At 63.9% G+C, this 16,094-nt stretch carries 19 protein-coding genes; 9 read left to right on the plus strand and 10 right to left on the minus strand.

Annotated elements, in window-relative coordinates; all coding sequences use genetic code 11:
• Nucleotides 1-169: 169 nt before the first annotated feature.
• A complete protein-coding gene (locus GIB19_RS13575) occupies nt 170-979 on the plus strand; it encodes a helix-turn-helix domain-containing protein (protein WP_027594892.1) in 810 nt (269 codons plus the stop codon).
• Nucleotides 980-1,006: 27 nt separating this feature from the next.
• On the opposite strand, the gene GIB19_RS13580 is transcribed toward GIB19_RS13575, so the two are convergent.
• Entirely contained in the window at nt 1,007-1,825 is an 819-nt protein-coding gene (locus GIB19_RS13580) for a TSUP family transporter (protein WP_099428206.1), read from the minus strand.
• 468 nt (nt 1,826-2,293) lie between these two features.
• Between GIB19_RS13580 and GIB19_RS13585 the strand changes: the two genes are divergently transcribed.
• Nucleotides 2,294-3,178, plus strand: coding sequence for a sugar nucleotide-binding protein (locus tag GIB19_RS13585; RefSeq protein ID WP_033694227.1), 885 nt, complete (start codon nt 2,294-2,296; stop codon nt 3,176-3,178).
• Nucleotides 3,171-4,103 carry an NAD-dependent epimerase/dehydratase family protein gene (locus GIB19_RS13590; RefSeq protein ID WP_099428207.1) on the plus strand — a complete coding sequence of 311 codons (933 nt, stop codon included), beginning with the start codon at nt 3,171-3,173 and terminating at the stop codon, nt 4,101-4,103. The genes GIB19_RS13585 and GIB19_RS13590 overlap by 8 nt, the downstream gene beginning before the upstream one ends.
• A gap of 157 nt (nt 4,104-4,260) precedes the next feature.
• On the opposite strand, the gene GIB19_RS13595 is transcribed toward GIB19_RS13590, so the two are convergent.
• Nucleotides 4,261-4,704: a winged helix-turn-helix transcriptional regulator gene (locus GIB19_RS13595; RefSeq protein ID WP_099428208.1), complete on the minus strand. Its 444-nt coding sequence runs from the start codon at nt 4,702-4,704 to the stop codon at nt 4,261-4,263.
• 98 nt (nt 4,705-4,802) lie between these two features.
• Here GIB19_RS13595 and GIB19_RS13600 point away from each other — a divergent pair, with 98 nt between their 5' ends.
• Entirely contained in the window at nt 4,803-6,026 is a 1,224-nt protein-coding gene (locus GIB19_RS13600; protein WP_274886805.1) for an MFS transporter, read from the plus strand.
• Here the strand turns inward: GIB19_RS13600 and GIB19_RS13605 are convergent.
• From GIB19_RS13605 to GIB19_RS13625, 5 genes are all read right to left on the minus strand, one after another.
• Nucleotides 6,014-6,697: an OmpW/AlkL family protein gene (locus GIB19_RS13605; RefSeq protein ID WP_010951793.1), complete on the minus strand. Its 684-nt coding sequence runs from the start codon at nt 6,695-6,697 to the stop codon at nt 6,014-6,016. The two genes, GIB19_RS13600 and GIB19_RS13605, sit on opposite strands and share 13 nt — an antisense overlap.
• 109 nt (nt 6,698-6,806) lie before the next feature.
• A complete protein-coding gene (locus GIB19_RS13610) occupies nt 6,807-7,322 on the minus strand; it encodes a DUF3299 domain-containing protein (protein ID WP_274886806.1) in 516 nt (171 codons plus the stop codon).
• A gap of 9 nt (nt 7,323-7,331) precedes the next feature.
• A complete protein-coding gene (locus tag GIB19_RS13615; protein ID WP_274886807.1) occupies nt 7,332-8,597 on the minus strand; it encodes an ABC transporter permease in 1,266 nt (421 codons plus the stop codon).
• On the minus strand, nt 8,597-9,307 hold the full coding sequence (locus GIB19_RS13620) for an ATP-binding cassette domain-containing protein (protein WP_274886808.1): 711 nt from the start codon (nt 9,305-9,307) through the stop codon (nt 8,597-8,599). Before GIB19_RS13620 ends, GIB19_RS13615 begins: the two co-directional genes overlap by 1 nt.
• Nucleotides 9,308-9,907 carry a DUF2796 domain-containing protein gene (locus GIB19_RS13625; protein WP_274886809.1) on the minus strand — a complete coding sequence of 200 codons (600 nt, stop codon included), beginning with the start codon at nt 9,905-9,907 and terminating at the stop codon, nt 9,308-9,310.
• Nucleotides 9,908-10,040: 133 nt separating this feature from the next.
• Between GIB19_RS13625 and GIB19_RS13630 the strand changes: the two genes are divergently transcribed.
• Nucleotides 10,041-10,382, plus strand: a complete 342-nt coding sequence (locus tag GIB19_RS13630; RefSeq protein ID WP_099428213.1) for a hypothetical protein — start codon at nt 10,041-10,043, stop codon at nt 10,380-10,382.
• Between the two features lie 128 nt (nt 10,383-10,510).
• Here GIB19_RS13630 and trxA read toward each other — a convergent pair whose 3' ends face one another.
• The 3 genes from trxA to GIB19_RS13645 are packed head-to-tail and all read right to left on the minus strand — an operon-like array spanning nt 10,511 to nt 12,527.
• Nucleotides 10,511-11,383: a thioredoxin gene (gene trxA, locus GIB19_RS13635; protein WP_274886810.1), complete on the minus strand. Its 873-nt coding sequence runs from the start codon at nt 11,381-11,383 to the stop codon at nt 10,511-10,513.
• 31 nt (nt 11,384-11,414) lie between these two features.
• Entirely contained in the window at nt 11,415-12,074 is a 660-nt protein-coding gene (locus tag GIB19_RS13640) for a class I SAM-dependent methyltransferase (protein ID WP_099428215.1), read from the minus strand.
• Nucleotides 12,075-12,527, minus strand: a complete 453-nt coding sequence (locus GIB19_RS13645; protein WP_027594905.1) for a YbaY family lipoprotein — start codon at nt 12,525-12,527, stop codon at nt 12,075-12,077.
• 105 nt (nt 12,528-12,632) lie between these two features.
• Here GIB19_RS13645 and nrdR point away from each other — a divergent pair, with 105 nt between their 5' ends.
• From nrdR to ribBA, 4 genes are read left to right on the plus strand one after another with little or no spacing between them, the layout of a single operon-like run.
• Nucleotides 12,633-13,097: a transcriptional regulator NrdR gene (gene nrdR / locus GIB19_RS13650; protein WP_009685710.1), complete on the plus strand. Its 465-nt coding sequence runs from the start codon at nt 12,633-12,635 to the stop codon at nt 13,095-13,097.
• 2 nt (nt 13,098-13,099) lie between these two features.
• Nucleotides 13,100-14,230 (plus strand): bifunctional diaminohydroxyphosphoribosylaminopyrimidine deaminase/5-amino-6-(5-phosphoribosylamino)uracil reductase RibD, encoded by a 1,131-nt coding sequence (ribD, locus tag GIB19_RS13655; protein ID WP_099428216.1) that lies wholly within the window; start codon nt 13,100-13,102, stop codon nt 14,228-14,230.
• 42 nt (nt 14,231-14,272) lie between these two features.
• Nucleotides 14,273-14,938, plus strand: coding sequence for a riboflavin synthase (locus GIB19_RS13660; RefSeq protein ID WP_027594907.1), 666 nt, complete (start codon nt 14,273-14,275; stop codon nt 14,936-14,938).
• An 18-nt stretch (nt 14,939-14,956) separates the two neighbouring features.
• Nucleotides 14,957-16,048: a bifunctional 3,4-dihydroxy-2-butanone-4-phosphate synthase/GTP cyclohydrolase II gene (gene ribBA, locus GIB19_RS13665; RefSeq protein ID WP_012270288.1), complete on the plus strand. Its 1,092-nt coding sequence runs from the start codon at nt 14,957-14,959 to the stop codon at nt 16,046-16,048.
• Nucleotides 16,049-16,094 lie beyond the last annotated feature (46 nt).

Genomic DNA, 16,094 nt, shown 5'->3' on the forward strand with positions numbered 1-16,094 from the left:
GACCTCGATTCTTATTCTTCGTGTGGAATGACCAGCGGACGGCAGGCGCACCGCTATCGTTGGGGCGCATGTTTGGCTATGACAAGAGTGGTTACAATTTCGCGGGTTGCTCTGACTTGATGCGACTTGATGCTACACTTGCGCCATTCGCGTCACCTGGATTCTGAACATGAGCGATCATTTCGCTACCAACCTCAAACTGGCCTGCAGCCACTACCGCTCTATCTCGGAAGTTTGCCGACAGCTGTCGATCAACCGCGCGCAGTTCAACAAGTACCTCAGCGGCCAGAGCCGTCCGACGGCTTTCAACCTCAAACGCATCGGCGATTTCTTCGGTGTCGAGGATTACGAGCTGAACCAGCCGCCCGAGCAGTTCGCTCGGCTGATTGGCGCCCGTGTGTCGGCGGTGGCTGAACAGCCAAGCGACCCGATCAGCGAGTTGTTCCGCCCCTTGCACGAGCACGCGGGCAACCTGTCGCGCTACTGCGGCTATTACTTCGAGTACTCCAACTGCATGTCGGTACCGGGGTCGATCCTGCTATCGCTGGTGCACCTGCGTGAAGAGCGCGGCCGCTTCCTGTTCGAGCGCCAGGAGCGTCAGGAGCGCAGCAGTGCTACCGACCTGCATGCCGAGGTGCGTTGCCGCTACTTGGGCGCGGCGTTCCAGTTGCAGGACCGGATGTTCCTGATCGACTACGAGTCGCTGACCCTTAACGAGATGAGCCAGACCATCCTCATCCCCAGCTTCAAGAGCCGCATCACCCGCCTGAACGGCCTGAAGACCGGCGTTTCCAGCGGCGACCGACGCAACCCGGCCTGCACCCGAGTGGTGTGGGAGTACCTGGGCGAAGAGATCAACCGCATCAATGCCTATCGCCAGGTCAAGCTGTACCGGCCGGATGACCCGCGTATCGATGACGACGTGCGCGAGCGGTTGAGTGTGGGGCCGTTGAGTAATGGCTTGTTCGAGATCGAGTAACCTCTCGCTCGCTACTTAAAGCAGCATTTAATACACCTGCCCTGGACTGATGAGCTGAATCCAGCATTGCCTGACCCATTCTCCGATTGGGTTGTTATCGCTGAGCAGGAGCTTGGTTGCCATCAGGCAGCACACTGTAATCAGCAAGGGTTTGATCAGGCGTGGCCCGAAGTGCAGCGCGCAGCGCGCGCCTGCTTGTGCACCGATGATGGCGCATGCTGCCATTGTCAGTGCCAAGTGCCAGATGATCGAGTCACTCAGCACGAACACCGATAGTGCTCCCAGGTTGCAGGATGCGTTGAGCAACTTGCTGTTGCATACCGCCTGCAAGATGTTCTGCCCGAGCAATACAGTGAACGCAACCATGAAGAATGAGCCGGTGCCTGGGCCAAAGATCCCATCATAGAAACCGATCAGCGGCACAATCGTTGCCGCGAAGCAGGCTGTCGATACTCTACGTTTGCGTTCTTGCTCGTTGAGCTTGGGGCTGAGTGCGAAGTAGCCAGCGACTGCGATCAACAAGACAGGTACGCATGCTTGCAGAAATGCTCTGTCGAGCAGGCTGATCGATAATGCGCCCGCCGCACCGCCTGCAAATGACAGAATGGCCATGGGCAAGCCAGCTCGCCAATCAATCATGCGCTTGCGTGCAAATGCCCACACTGCAGAAACGCTTGCCGACGACGCTTGCAGTTTGTTGGTGGCCATTGCAGCCAGTGGGTCAATGCCTGCGATGAACAGCGCGGGCAGCGTTAGCATTCCCCCGCCCCCTGCAATGGCATCAAAAAAACCAGCGAGCAATGCGACAACCGCGAGAATTATCAGTGTAGAAACTTCAACTTCCACTCGGTGCCTCCTTGCAACCAAGCGTACCAATAGGCGCCGGTTATCCTGGATAATTTCAGGTGCGTGAAGCGTCTGGCTGTTGTTGATCAGCAGCGCTGTTTGGGCTCGCAGGCCTTATGAAGAAGGGCGAACTGGTAACTGCCGTATCGCAGTGTTAAATCAGGGTGCTGATCGAACTGCAGGTGGAATCTAAAGTGCAGTATTTCAGGCAAGGTTTCGCTATAACTTCCTATCATTATTTTTCTTGTATGTAGGTTTTGTCGGGTTTTTTCTGGATCTGCGAATTATTAAGCCAGGCTTTTTTCATTTGTGATGCAGGACCAGGCTCATGCGCTGTGTAGGGCATTTCTCATGCAGTGGTAGGAATGGGCTGTGCAAGTTCATCCCAGCCTAGGGTTGGACTTCCCCGCCCGGAAACCGCAAAATGACCCCTTTCCCTCAATCAACCTCTCCGGATCTGCTGACTCTATGCGTATGCGCCTAATGCTGTTGGGTGGTGGCAATGCCCTCGGGCAAGCGCTGATTCGTCTCGGGGCTGAAGAGGACATTGCATTCCTGGCACCGCGCCCGCCGGAGAACGGCTGGGACCCGGCCAGCCTCACTCAGCTGCTCGACGATCACCGCCCCAATGCCTTGGTCAACCTGGCCTATTACTTCGACTGGTTCCAGGCCGAGTCGGTCAGCGAACAACGCCTGGCTCAGCAAGAGCGGGCGGTGGAGCGGCTGGCAGAGTTGTGCCAGCACCACCAGATCACCTTGGTGCAGCCTTCGAGCTACCGGGTTTTCGACGGGTCGCGGGCCACGGCCTACAGCGAGAAAGACGAGCCGGTGCCGCTCGGCCTGCGTGGCCAGGCCCTGTGGCGCATCGAGCAGAGCGTGCGGGCGGCGTGCCCGCAACATGTGCTGCTGCGCTTTGGCTGGCTGCTCGATGAAAGCGTAGACGGTGCACTGGGCCGTTTCCTGACCCGCGCCGAACAACCCCAGGAATTGCTGCTGGCAGATGACCGCCGCGGCAACCCGACGCCGGTCGATGACGCTGCCCGGGTGATCCTGTCGGTGCTCAAGCAGCTCGATTGCAGCGCGCCGCTGTGGGGCACCTACCATTACGCCGGCAACGAAGCGACCACGCCACTGGCGCTGGGGCAGGCGATTTTGACCGAGGCTGGCCAGTACCGTCAGCTGGCGGTGCAGGCGCCCACGCCACAGGCCCATGCCGCGCGGCCGGACGCCAGCGAAGAGCCCCAGCACGCCGTGCTGGCCTGCAAGAAAATCCTTCACACCTTCGGTATCAAGCCCCGCGCCTGGCGCGCCGGCCTGCCGCCCCTACTGGACCGTTTCTACCGCCATGGCTGATGCCCCCATCCTGATCACCGGCGGTGCCGGCTTCATCGGCTCTCACCTGTGCGATGCGCTGTTGGCCAAAGGTTACGCCGTACGCATTCTCGACGACCTGTCCACTGGCAAGCGGGATAACCTGCAGATTACCCACCCACGCCTGGAACTGATCGAAGGCGATGTCGCCGATGCCGGGTTGGTCAGCCGTGCGGCCGCTGGTTGCGCTGCGGTGGTGCACCTGGCGGCCGTGGCGTCGGTGCAGGCTTCGGTCGAGGATCCGGTAAAGACTCACCAGAGCAATTTCATCGGCACCCTGAATGTCTGCGAAGCCATGCGCCTGCACGGCGTGCGTCGGGTGCTGTTCGCCTCCAGTGCTGCGGTGTATGGCAACAACGGCGAAGGCGAGTCGATTGCTGAAGAAACACCGAAAGCGCCGTTGACCCCTTACGCTGTGGATAAGCTGGCCAGCGAGCAGTACCTGGATTTCTACCGCCGCCAGCATGGTCTGGAGCCGGTGGTGTTCCGCTTCTTCAATATCTTCGGCCCGCGCCAGGACCCTTCCTCGCCGTATTCGGGCGTGATCAGCATCTTCAGCGAGCGTGCCACCCAAGGGCTGCCGATCACGGTGTTCGGGGATGGTGAGCAGACCCGGGATTTCCTTTATGTAGGGGACCTGGTGCACGTGATGATCCAGGCGCTGGAGCAGCTGCAGGTCGAGGAGGGCGCGGTGAACATCGGCCTGAACCAGGCGACTTCGCTCAACCAGCTGTTGACGGCCCTGGAAAAGGTAATCGGCAGCTTGCCAGCGATCAGCTATGGCCCAGCCCGCTCGGGCGACATTCGCCATTCGCGGGCGGATAACCAGCGCTTGCTGACACGCTTCGATTTCCCGGCGCCAACGCCATTGGTCGACGGCTTGTCCCGCTTGCTCGGCAAGGCCTGACCGCAGGCTCGGCAACGCACGCCGTCCTGTAGGAGCAGCCTTGCGCTGCGAAGAGGCCGGTGGCAACACAGTAGATTTTCACTGCTGCCACCGGCCTCTTCGCAGCACAAGGCTGCTCCTACAGGAGTCTTGGCTCGTCAGCCACGTGGCGCCGGGCTCAACCGTGCCGCACCACCGTGCGCTGGCAATCATCAGGCCCCAACACCCGCCCATCCCGAGCGCGCACTTGCAGGGTCTCGACCGTTTCCCCTGTGGCGCGGTCCAGCAACGCCGATCGCGTTTCTCCCGCCTCGAACAAGAACTGCTCCCCCCACTGGCGCAAGGCGATCACCAACGGAAACACCGAACGCCCTTTTTCGGTCAGCACATACTCTTTGTAGGCACTGCCATCCGATGCCGGCTGCAACGCCAACAGCCCACTCTCCACCAGTAACTTGAGCCTTGAGGCCAGGATGTTCTTGGCCAGCCCGAGGTTCTTCTGAAACTCACTGAAGCGGCGCAAGCCATCGAAGGCGTCGCGCAGGATCATCAGCGCCCAGCGATCACCCAATACTTCAAGGGCCCGGGCTACCGGGCATTGTCCGTTCGTTTCGTCGAGCATCGTGCGGCTCTCTCAAGGGTTCTGGTTGCAGATTAAAACTACATTTGCTAGAAATCCATATGTGGTTTTAATTTGAAACCAGATTGAAGGGATACGCCATGCACACCCCGAACGCTACACAACCCCGCCTGACCCGTGCGATGACCCTGTTACTGGCCCTCACCTGCGGCATTGCAGTGGCCACGGTGTACATCGCCCAGCCCTTGCTCGAGTCCATGGCAAGGGACCTGGGGGTAGGGCAGCAGCGCATAGGCTGGGTGGTCGGCGCCATCCAGGCCGGCTATGCGCTGGGCTTGCTACTGATCGTGCCGCTAGGCGACCTGATCGACCGCAAGCGCCTGATCGTCGGCCAGTTGTGGGTTTCGGCCCTGGCCCTGTTGGCGGTAGGCATGGCCTGGGACTGGGCGGTGCTGCTGATGGCGCTGGCGCTGGTCGGGTTGATGGCCGTCATGGTGCAGGTGATGGTGGCGCATGCCGCCACCCTGGCCACCCCCGCACAGCAGGGGCAGGCGGTGGGCACGGTCACCAGCGGGGTGGTGCTGGGCATTCTGCTGGCGCGGCTGGTGTCTGGCTTCGTCGCCGACATGGCGGGCTGGCGTGTCGTCTATTTTGCCGCCGCTGGGGTACTGATGCTGATGGCCTGCCTGCTCTGGCGCGGCATGCCGGGTGCCCGGCCGGCGGCGCAGCGCCTCGGTTACCTGGCATTGACGGGCTCGCTGTGGGCCTTGTTCAAGGAAGCCCCTGCCCTGCGCCGACGCGGGTTATACGGCCTGTTGATCTTTGCCGCCTTCAGCGTGCTGTGGAGCGCGATGGTGCTGCCGCTGAGCGCTTCGCCCTTGGCGCTCAGCCATACCCAGATCGGCCTGATTGGCCTGGCCGGCGTGGCGGGCGCGGTTGCCGCTTCCCGGGCCGGTCGGCTGGCCGATCAAGGCCGCGGCGAGCGCACCACCGGGTTCGCCCTGGCGGTACTGACGGTGTCGTGGCTGCCGACGGCGTTCGTCGAGCATTCGCTGCTGGCGTTTCTAGTGGGGGTGGTGTTGCTCGATTTTGCGGTGCAGGCCGTGCATGTCACCAATCAGAGCCTGTTGCTGGCCGGGCGCAGCGCACAGGCGAGCCGCCTGATTGGCGCCTACATGTGCTGCTATTCACTGGGTAGCGGGTTGGGCGCGGTGCTGGCGACCTGGGTCTATGCCCGATGGGGGTGGGCGGCGGTGTGCGGGCTGGGGGCGGGGATCAGTGCGACAGCCTTGGGTTGCTGGCTGGGGGCGAGAACAGGGAGCGCGGCAATGGCCGCCCTCCCTGCCAGGGATCAGAACTTGTAGCCAAGGCCGACCATGTAGACCCACGGGTCGACGTCGACGTCGACCTTGGTCTTGCTGTAGCCCAGCGCGGTCGGGCCGTTGACGCTGGCCTTGGTGTCGATGTCGACGTACCAGACCGAGGCGTTGACCAGCAGGTTGTCGGTAAGCATGTAGTCCATGCCCAGCTGGCCAGCGATGCCGACCGAATCCTGCAGCTTCAGGTTGCTGAAGCCTTGTTCTTTACGCGCGCTGCTCAGGTCTTCATCGAAGAACAGGGTGTAGTTGATGCCCACGCCGGCATACGGCTGGAAGCGGGAGTTCGGCTCCATCGGGTAGTACTGCAGCGACAGGGTCGGTGGCAGTTGCTTGATGTCGGCCAGCTTGCCGTCCAGGCCGCCGCCCAGGCCCTTGACGCCCACGGTGTGCTTGAACGGGGTGGCCGCCAGCAGCTCCAGGCCGATGTGGTCGGTGAGCATGTAGGCGAAGGTCAGGCCCAGCTGGGTGTCGCTGTCCAGGGTTGCCTTGGTGCCCGACACCTTGTTGCCGTCGAACTTGAGGTCGCCGCTGCTTTCGTTCGGTGCGGTAGTGATGGCACCGGCGCGCAGGATCATATCGCCTGCCTGATAGGCGTGGGCGGCAGGGGCGGCGAGCGCAAGGGCCACAAGCGAGGCGCCGAGCAAGGACTTGTTCATGGAAGCTCCCAGAGGACATTAGTAATTGAGTAGTCCAATGGTACGGATGCGTCTAAACCGAAAGTTTGACCCAGCTCAAAGAAGCGTCGGAACGAATTCGAAACAGTTCTCACTTCAGCTCATAAGCGTATATTTTCTCGGCTTCCATCTGGTATCCGGCGTCGGCCAGTTCGCTGCTGGAGGCGCTCACCTGCATCTTTCCCTCGATCCAGTAGGGCTGATACAGGTCTTCGACGCGCACGCCCATCTCGCTGAAGATGTGCACGATCTGGTTCGAGGGTGGTGGCGGCACGTGGATGCAAGCGCCGTAGTAGGGCACCAAGAGGAATTCGGTGGTGCGGCCTTCTTCGCTGACCTCCAGCGGCACGATGTAGCCGGGCAGCTTGATCTGCTGGCCATCCAGGCTTTTCACCACCGGGGCATCCGGCGCCTGCTGGCGGGCGGCGGGCGCCGATTCGGCGGCCAGAGCGTCACTCAGCTTTGACAGGTCGTGCAGCGGGGCCAGTTGCGGCGGGATGACAGGGGCGCCTTCCGGGATCAATGCAGGCCAATCGAGTTCGCGGGGTTCGGCCGCCCAGGTGGGGGCGGCGAGTACTACCAGTGATAACAGAAGCGCGCGGAGCATGGCGTTTTCTCAGAGGTGGATCGACAAGCCATCGGCCAGCGACTGCCGATAGGCACGCCAGGCCGGCACGCTGCCCATCAGCAGTGCAGCCCCGAGGATAATAGCCAGCAGCGTCCATTCATGGGCACTCGGCAGGGCCAGCGGCAGGAACAACCCATAGTTGGCCTGCACATAGCCCTGCGCCAGGGCGATGCCGGCGTACAGCAAGCCTAGCCCGGCGACAATTCCCACCACAGCCAGCGACAGCGCCTCCAGTATCAGCAACCCGGCGATATGCCAGGGCCGGGCACCGACCGAGCGCAAGATCGCCATCTCCCGCCGGCGCTCGTTGAGGCTGGTGAGAATCGCCGTCAGCATACCGATCAACCCGGTCAGCACCACGAACAGCGAAACCACGAACAGCGCCTGCTCGGCGGTGCCCATCAGGCTCCAGAGCTCCTGCAGGGCCACCCCGGGCAAGATCGCCAGCAAGGGTTCGTTGCGGTACTCGTTGATTTCCCGTTGCAGGCTGAAGGTGGCGATCTTGCTGTTGAGGCCAAGCATGAACGCGGTGATGGCGGCAGGTTGCAGGTCCATGGTACGTGCCTGGTCGGCACTGATGCGCCCGGCACCGCGGGCGGGCACGCCGTTGTGCCAATCGATATGGATCGCCTCCATGCCACCCAGGCTGATATGCAGGGTGCGGTCGACCGGGGTGCCCGTACGCTTGAGCACGCCGACCACGGTGAACGGCTTGTCGTCATGCTTGACCAGGCTGATCGCGGCGACGCCATGCGCCAGTACCAGCTTGTCGCCCAGTGTGTAGTGCAAGGCGTCGGCCACTTCGGCGCCGAGCACCACTTCGAACGGGTCGTCGACGAAGGCGCGGCCCTGGCTCAGCTCCAGGTGCTGCCTGCGGCCATATTGGTAGTGGCTGAAGTAGTCGCCAGTGGTGCCCATTACGCGATAGCCGCGGTGCGAGTCGCCCAGCGAGATAGGGATCGCCCACTTCACCCGTGGGTCCTGGGCGTAATGCTGGTAGCTGTCCCAGCGGATGTTGTTGGTGGCGTTGCCAATACGAAACACCGAATACAGCAGCAGGTTCACCGAGCCCGAGCGGGCGCCGACGATCAGGTCGGTACCGCTGATGGTGCTGGCGAAGCTGGCGCGGGCTTCGGTGCGCACGCGCTCTACCGCCAGCAGCAGGCACACCGACAGGGCAATGGCGAACGCGGTGAGGAAGGCGGTGAAACGGCGGTTGGCCAGGCTGGCCAGGGCAAGACGAAGCAGGTACATCAGGCCTCCCGGGGCTTGGCGGCGCGGTTGAGTTCGGCCAGGGAAAGGTGGCGGTCGAACAGCGGTGCCAGGCTCTGGTCATGGCTGACGAACAATAGGCTGGCGCCGGCTGCCCGGCACTCGTCGAACAACAGGCGGATGAAGGCTTCGCGGGTGTCGGCATCGAGGGCCGAGGTCGGTTCGTCGGCGATCACCAATTCCGGTTGGCCGATCAGTGCTCGTGCAGCGGCTACCCGTTGCTGCTGGCCGATCGACAGGCTGTCGGCGCGCCGGGCAAGTAGGGCGGGATCGCCCAGGCCCAGGTGGGCGAGCAGCGTGGCGGCGGCCTGGTCGACACTGCCATGGCGCAGGGCCGCGCGTGTGGCGCGGCTGCGCGAAAAGCGGCAAGGCAGCTCGACGTTCTCGCGCACCGACAGAAACGGCAGCAAGTTGAACTGCTGGAAGATGTAACCCGTGTGGTCGACCCGGAAGCGATCGCGCGCGCCTTGGCCGAGGCCACTGAGGTCGTGGCCGAGCAGGCGAATGCGGCCCTGGCCAGGCAGGTTCACGCCGCCCAGCAGGCCCAGCAGCGTGGTCTTGCCGCTGCCGCTGGGGCCTTTGAGAAACAACGCCTCGCCGGCCTCCAGCTGGAAGGCGGGAATATCCAGCAGGGCCGGTTGGCCAGGCCAGGCAAAGACCAGGTCATGCAGTTCGATCAGCGGCTGGCCCATTCAGAACGCGACCGCGGCCTTGGCGGGTGTCGCTTCAACGCCTTTCTGACCTTTAGGGCCGATCAGTTGCACGTTGATCTTCTGGGTAGCCGGGAAGGCCTTGAACAGCGGGGCAAGGTCGATCTGGGTGAGGCTGTCCGGGTTGGCACAGGTCAGTTGGTAATGCGCACCAATATCGCTGTGCTCATGGCCGTGCTCATGCTCGTCGCCATCGTCGTCGGCTTTCGGGGCATCGCCGAACAGCGGGCTTTCCAGCTCCTGTGCATCGTCCTTGCACCCAGCGGCTGCTGCCAGGCCGAACAGCTGCAAGGGTTGCTCGAGCTGCTGGCGCACGGCGGCGACCTTGGCTTTGTCGGCATCGCTATTGGCAGCGTGCTCGAAACCGACCAGGTTCATCGCCGGGCTGTCCAGTTCCAGCTCCAGGGTGTTGCCATCGAGCACGGCGTTGAGCTTGGCCACGCCATGCTCATGGGCACCGAGGGTGCCATGGGCGTGATCATGGTCATCGTGGGCCTGGGCCATGGCGAGGGGCAGCAGAGCGAAGGGCAGCAGAGCGAAGGGCAGCAGAGCGAAGGGCAGGGCGAGCAGCAGGCGACGCATGGAAGACTCCAGGAACAGACTGGGAATGATTTGGTAATGTTATAACAATTTTTCCGCCTCCCGCCAGCCTGTGTGGCGCAGGTTTCATGTTGCTGTAGCATGGCTGCATTGACCTGCGTTCAAGGAAAGCATCATGAGAATTCGTGGACAGATTGGTGACTGGCCCGTGGACCTGACTGTCGAGCTGGAGCCGGCCGAGTGGGCGCAGTTGGGGCGGCACCTCGAGGTGCCGGTTACCGCCGAAGCGGCGGCCGCCTCGCCAGCAGCGCCGCGGCAAGATGATGGGCAGTGGGCCGCAGCGCGCGACGTGCTGCGCCAGGCTGGGCAGATGAATGGGCCAGCGTTGCTGGACCGCCTGGAAGGGCTGGCGGGGAGTACCGCGGCTGGCAAGCGGCTGCTGGTGCGGTTGCGGCACAGCAGCGAGGTGAAGGTGGAAAGTGGCGCGGATGCGCCGGTGTACCACTGGGTCGGCTGACAAGGTCACACGCGTTCGGGGTAGGAGCAGCCTTGTGCTGCGAAGAGGCCGGTGAAAGCAGCGCAGATTGACTGTGCTTTCACCGGCCTCTTCGCAGCTCAAGGCTGCTCCTAAAAGGGCGTGCTGCCTCAGAACAGGGCTGAAGACAGCTTGCGGCGATAGACGCTCACCAGCGGATGATCACCGCCCAGCAGTTCGAACACCTGCAACATCGCCTTCTGCGGCAACCCGTTCTCGTAGCCGCGGTTGCGCTTGAACAGCTTCAACAAGCCCTCCAGCGCCGCCTCGTATTGCTGGCGGGCCAGTTGCTGAATGCTCAACTGGTAGGCCGCTTCATCGTCTTCTGGGTTTTGCGCCAGGCGGCTCTTCAGGTCGGCGACTTCCGGCAGGCTGGCAGCCTGGCGCAGGAAGGTCAGCTGTGCCTTGGCACCGGCCAGGGCTGCCTTGTGTTCGTCGGTCTTGACCGCGTCCAGCACCACCTGGGCCTCGCCCAGCTCGCCCCGCTCAGCCAGGCAACGGGCGTACAGGATCAGCGCCTCGACATTGCTGTTGTCTTCACCCAGCAGGGCCTGGAGCAGTGCTTCGGTCTCGGCGAAGCGGCTTTCGGCGAACAGCGCCTTGGCCTGCTCCAGCGGCGATGCGGCAGGCTCGGCCGGCATCTGCACGTGCGGTTCGAGCAGCGCGCGGATTGCCGACTCCGGCTGCGCCCCGGCAAAACCGTCGACCGGCTGGCCGTCTTTGAACAGCACCACGGTCGGCAGGCTGCGAATGCCGAACTGGGCGACCACCTGCTGCTCCACGTCGCAATTGATCTTGGCCAGCAGCAGCTCGCCCTGGTAACCCTCGGCGATCTTCGCCAGCAGTGGCATCAACGCCTTGCAGGGCGCGCACCACTCAGCCCAGAAGTCCACCAGGACCGGTTTGTGGAAGGAGTTTTCGATGACCAATTGCTGGAAGGTGGCATCGGTGGCGTCGAAAATGTACGGCGTGTCTTGGCTCATCGCGACTCTCGCAAACTCGTGAATGGCACCACTATAAAGGCTCGCGGCTGGCGTGGTACAGGCTGACCCGGCGGAATTCGTGGGGCTCGGCCAGGTCCGGCAGGGTCAGCGCGTCGAGCACGCCCAATTGCCGGTACAGCGGGTGGCTGAAGTCGCGAACCCGCGAGTCGGCCACCAGCGCCTGGCGACCGCGGCCGAGGAAGGCATCGAGCAGTGGCAGGTTGGCGCGGTCATACAGCACATCGGCGACCAGGATCAGGTCGAAGCGGTCGTCCTCGGCGAAAAAATCGTTGCTGTAGCCGAGCTCCACGCCGTTCAACGCGGCGTTGGCGCGGCAGGCGTCGAGGGCCAGTGGGTCGAGGTCGCACGCCACCACTTCAAGGGCGCCTGCACGGGCTGCAGCAATGCCGGCGATGCCGCTGCCCGCGCCAAAATCGAGTACACGCTTGCCTGCCACCCATGCCGGGTGTGCGGCCAGGTAGCGAGCCATGGCCAGGCCGCTGGCCCAGCAGAAGCTCCAGTACGGAGGTTCTTCGAGAATGCGCCGGGTTTCTTCGCTGCTGAAGGCGCGGTCCATGTTCTGGTCGTCGATCAGCCACAGCTTCAATTCGCAGTCAGGCAGGTCGCTGACCACCAGGCGCGCCTCGCCGATCAGGCCACTGAGGGCCTGTTGCAGTGCCAGTGGCGCCACTTACGGTGCCTTCTCGAAACGCAGCGGGCCGGTGGCCTGGGTTTGCGGCTGGGCGATGCGCACAGGGGGCAGGTGCATGATCAACTGCCCGGAGCTGCTGGCGCGGCCGCGCAGTTCGACGCGGGCACCGGCCGGGAAGGCTTCGGGGTTGAAGCGCAACTGATAAGGCAGCGCCTGCCCGGTGCCGGTCAGGTTGCTGCTGGCCAGCAGGCGTTGCGGGCGGTCGCGTTCGTCGATCACCAGCAGGGCCAGCTCCACGTCGGCGCCGGCCGGGATTTCCAGCAAAGTACCGCTCAGCTCACGCTGGTAGGCGGGCAGCGGGCCAAGCGGTTGGGCCTTCTTGGCCACTTTGGCTGGCGCAGGTGCCTGGCCTTGATCGGGCTTGGGCTGGTCGCTACCGCAAGCGGCAAGCAGGGCGGCGCAGCACAGCACGACGAGCGCTCGATAGTGCATTGGGGCTTCCTTCACGGGCAGATTTCCCTGGATGTTAACCCCTTTGGCTTGTCTTGCCAGTGGGATGCGCTACCATGGCCCTCCCTTTTTTTGTTGCCTGCCACCATGCACTGTCCCTTTTGCGGTGCCAACGACACCAAGGTCATCGACTCTCGTCTTGTCGCCGAGGGCGAGCAAGTGCGCCGCCGCCGCGAGTGCGTTGCCTGCGGCGAGCGTTTCACTACCTTCGAAACCGCCGAACTGGTGCTGCCCCGGCTGATCAAGCAGGACGGCACGCGCCAGCCTTTCGACGAAGACAAGTTGCGTGCAGGCATGCAGCGGGCGCTGGAAAAACGCCCGGTCAGCGTCGAGCGCCTGGAAGCGGCGCTGGCGCACATCAAGAGCCGCCTGCGTGCCACCGGCGAGCGCGAGGTCAAGTCACTGGTGGTGGGTGAAATGGTGATGGCCGAGCTGCGAAAGCTCGACGAGGTGGCCTATATCCGCTTCGCCTCGGTCTACCGACGCTTCCAGGACCTCGACGAATTCCGCGAAGAAATCGACCGCCTGGCCCGTGAGCCAGCTAAAGAGTGAGCATGCCCAGCCAGACCGCGATCCTCGATGCCCACTACATGGCCCGCGCCCTGGAGCTGGCCCGCAAGGGTATTTACAGCACCCACCCCAACCCGCGTGTGGGGTGCGTGATCGTGCGCGATGGCGAGGTGGTCGGCGAAGGCTGGCACGTGCGCGCCGGTGAGCCCCATGCCGAGGTGCATGCCCTGCGCCAGGCCGGTGAGCGCGCCCGCGGCGCTTGCGCCTATGTCACCCTCGAACCGTGCAGCCATCATGGCCGCACGCCGCCGTGCGCCGAAGCGCTGGTCAAGGCTGGCGTGGCCCGCGTGGTGGCCGCGATGCAAGACCCCAACCCGCAAGTGGCGGGGCAGGGGCTGCGGCGCCTGGCAGAGGCCGGTATCGAGGTCAGCAGCGGTGTGCTTGAAGCTGAGGCCCGCGCGCTCAACCCAGGTTTTCTGAAGCGCATGGAGCGTGGCCTGCCGTTTGTCAGAGCCAAGCTGGCCATGAGCCTGGACGGCCGCACGGCCATGGCCAGCGGCGAAAGCCAGTGGATTACCGGCCCTGCCGCCCGCGCTGCGGTTCAGCGGCTGCGCGCTCGCTCCAGTGTGGTGCTCACCAGTGCCGCCAGCGTGCTGGCCGACAATGCGCGTATGACGGTGCGTGGCGCAGAGCTGGGCCTGGACGACGAAACCCGCGCCCTGGCCTTGAGCCGCACGCCGTTGCGCGTGTTGATCGATGGCCGCCTGCGCTTGCCGCTGGATGCGCCGTTCTTCCAGGCCGGCCCGGCCCTGGTGGTGACGGCCGCCGCTGAAGCGCCGCGTTACGCCGAGGCAGGCCATGAGCTGTTGAGCCTGCCAGGCACCGATGGCCAGGTCGATCTGCCTGCGTTGATGGGTGTGCTGGCCGCGCGTGGCGTCAACGAGATTCTGCTGGAAGCCGGCGCAGGCCTGGCTGGCGCGTTCGCCCGGCAAGGCCTGATCGACGAATACCAGTTGTTCGTCGCCGGCACCTTCCTGGGTTCCCAGGCCCGCCCGCTGCTGGACTGGCCCCTGGCGAAGATGAGCGAAGCACCGCGACTGAAAATTACCGAAATGCGCGCAGTGGGCGATGACTGGCGGGTCACGGCCATCCCCCTGCCGGCGCCCGGCGTATAATGCCTGGCTTGCCCTGCGCAACCCGTTCTTGAGGAAGACCCCATGTTCACCGGCATCATCGAATCCATCGGCACCATTCGCAGCATGACCCCCAAGGGCGGCGACGTGCGCGTCTACGTCGAGACCGGCAAGCTCGACCTGGGTGACGTCAAGCTTGGCGACAGCATCGCCGTCAACGGCGTGTGCCTGACCGCCGTCGAACTGCCGGGCAATGGGTTCTGGGCCGACGTCAGCGTCGAGACCCTCAAGCGCACCGCCTTCATCGACCTCAAGAGCGGCAGCAAGGTCAACCTGGAAAAAGCCCTGACCCCCACCACCCGCCTGGGCGGTCACCTGGTCAGCGGCCACGTCGACGGCGTCGGCGAAATCATCTCGCGCAGCGATAACGCCCGCGCCATCCAGTTCCGTGTGCGTGCACCCAAGGAGCTGGCCAAGTACATCGCCCACAAGGGTTCGATCACCGTCGACGGCACCAGCCTGACGGTCAATGAGGTCAATGGCGCCGAATTCGAGCTGACCATTGTCCCGCACACCCTGTCCGAAACCATCATGGCCGACTACCGCGCAGGTCGTCGGGTCAACCTTGAGGTCGACCTGCTGGCCCGTTACCTGGAGCGTCTGCTGCTGGGTGACAAGGCGGCCGAACCGAGCAAGGGCAGTGGCATTACCGAAAGCTTCCTGGCCGCCAACGGCTTCTTGAAATCCTGATTGAGAAGGGGGTGCCGAGTGGCGCTCAACAGCATCGAAGAACTGGTCGAAGACATCCGCCAGGGCAAAATGGTCATCCTCATGGATGACGAAGACCGCGAAAACGAAGGCGACATCATCATGGCAGCCGAGTGCTGCCTGCCTGAGCACATCAATTTCATGGCCAAGCATGCCCGCGGCCTGATCTGCATGCCGATGACCCGTGAACGCTGCGAAACGCTGAAGCTGCCGCTGATGGCGCCGCGCAACGGCTCCGGCTTTGGCACCAAGTTCACCGTGTCGATCGAAGCCGCTGAAGGCGTCACCACCGGTATTTCCGCTGCCGACCGCGCGCGTACCGTGCAAGCGGCCGCGGCCAAGGACGCCAAGGCCGAAGACATCGTCAGCCCGGGCCACATCTTCCCGCTGATGGCCCAGCCCGGCGGCACCCTGGCCCGTGCCGGCCACACCGAAGCCGCCTGCGACCTGGCGCGCATGGCAGGCTTCGAGCCGAGCGGCGTGATCTGCGAGGTGATGAACGATGACGGCACCATGTCGCGCCGTGCCGAGCTGGAAGTGTTCGCCGCCGAGCATGGCCTGAAGATCGGCACCATCGCCGACCTGATCCACTACCGCATGATCCACGAACGTACCGTGCAGCGCGTTTCCGAGCAGCCGGTCGAAAGCGAATTGGGCGAGTTCAACCTGGTCACCTACCGCGACGCGGTGGAAGGCGATGTGCACATGGCCCTGACCCTGGGCAAAATCTGCGCTGAAGAGCCGACCCTGGTACGCGTGCACAACATGGACCCGCTGCGCGACCTGCTGCTGGTCAAGCAGCCGGGCCGCTGGAGCCTGCGCGCGGCCATGGCTGCCGTGGCCGAGGCCGGCAGCGGCGTGGTGCTGCTGCTGGGCCACCCGCTGGACGGCGACGTGCTGCTGGCGCACATCCGCGAAAGCGCGGGCGATGCACCGACCAAGGCACCGACCACCTACAGCACCGTCGGCGCCGGTTCGCAGATCCTGCGCGACCTCGGTGTGCGCAAGATGCGCCTGATGAGTTCGCCGATGAAGTTCAATGCGATATCCGGATTCGATCTGGAAGTTGTAGAATACGTGCCCTCCGAGTGACTTGAGACGGCGCGCGCGCCCTCACGCTCGAGTCCAAACCCTCCCG

This window comes from Pseudomonas sp. ITEM 17296 (assembly GCF_028895205.1).
GTDB lineage: Bacteria > Pseudomonadota > Gammaproteobacteria > Pseudomonadales > Pseudomonadaceae > Aquipseudomonas > Aquipseudomonas kermanshahensis.

Coding starts and splice junctions, on each gene's coding strand:
- GIB19_RS13575 (WP_027594892.1), top strand. CDS start 170: ATGAGCGATCATTTCGCTACCAACCTCAAACTGGCCTGCAGCCACTAC.
- GIB19_RS13585 (WP_033694227.1), top strand. CDS start 2,294: ATGCGTATGCGCCTAATGCTGTTGGGTGGTGGCAATGCCCTCGGGCAA.
- GIB19_RS13590 (WP_099428207.1), top strand. CDS start 3,171: ATGGCTGATGCCCCCATCCTGATCACCGGCGGTGCCGGCTTCATCGGC.
- GIB19_RS13595 (WP_099428208.1), bottom strand. CDS start 4,704: ATGCTCGACGAAACGAACGGACAATGCCCGGTAGCCCGGGCCCTTGAA.
- GIB19_RS13600 (WP_274886805.1), top strand. CDS start 4,803: ATGCACACCCCGAACGCTACACAACCCCGCCTGACCCGTGCGATGACC.
- GIB19_RS13605 (WP_010951793.1), bottom strand. CDS start 6,697: ATGAACAAGTCCTTGCTCGGCGCCTCGCTTGTGGCCCTTGCGCTCGCC.
- GIB19_RS13610 (WP_274886806.1), bottom strand. CDS start 7,322: ATGCTCCGCGCGCTTCTGTTATCACTGGTAGTACTCGCCGCCCCCACC.
- GIB19_RS13615 (WP_274886807.1), bottom strand. CDS start 8,597: ATGTACCTGCTTCGTCTTGCCCTGGCCAGCCTGGCCAACCGCCGTTTC.
- GIB19_RS13620 (WP_274886808.1), bottom strand. CDS start 9,307: ATGGGCCAGCCGCTGATCGAACTGCATGACCTGGTCTTTGCCTGGCCT.
- GIB19_RS13625 (WP_274886809.1), bottom strand. CDS start 9,907: ATGCGTCGCCTGCTGCTCGCCCTGCCCTTCGCTCTGCTGCCCTTCGCT.
- GIB19_RS13630 (WP_099428213.1), top strand. CDS start 10,041: ATGAGAATTCGTGGACAGATTGGTGACTGGCCCGTGGACCTGACTGTC.
- trxA (WP_274886810.1), bottom strand. CDS start 11,383: ATGAGCCAAGACACGCCGTACATTTTCGACGCCACCGATGCCACCTTC.
- GIB19_RS13645 (WP_027594905.1), bottom strand. CDS start 12,527: ATGCACTATCGAGCGCTCGTCGTGCTGTGCTGCGCCGCCCTGCTTGCC.
- nrdR (WP_009685710.1), top strand. CDS start 12,633: ATGCACTGTCCCTTTTGCGGTGCCAACGACACCAAGGTCATCGACTCT.
- ribD (WP_099428216.1), top strand. CDS start 13,100: ATGCCCAGCCAGACCGCGATCCTCGATGCCCACTACATGGCCCGCGCC.
- GIB19_RS13660 (WP_027594907.1), top strand. CDS start 14,273: ATGTTCACCGGCATCATCGAATCCATCGGCACCATTCGCAGCATGACC.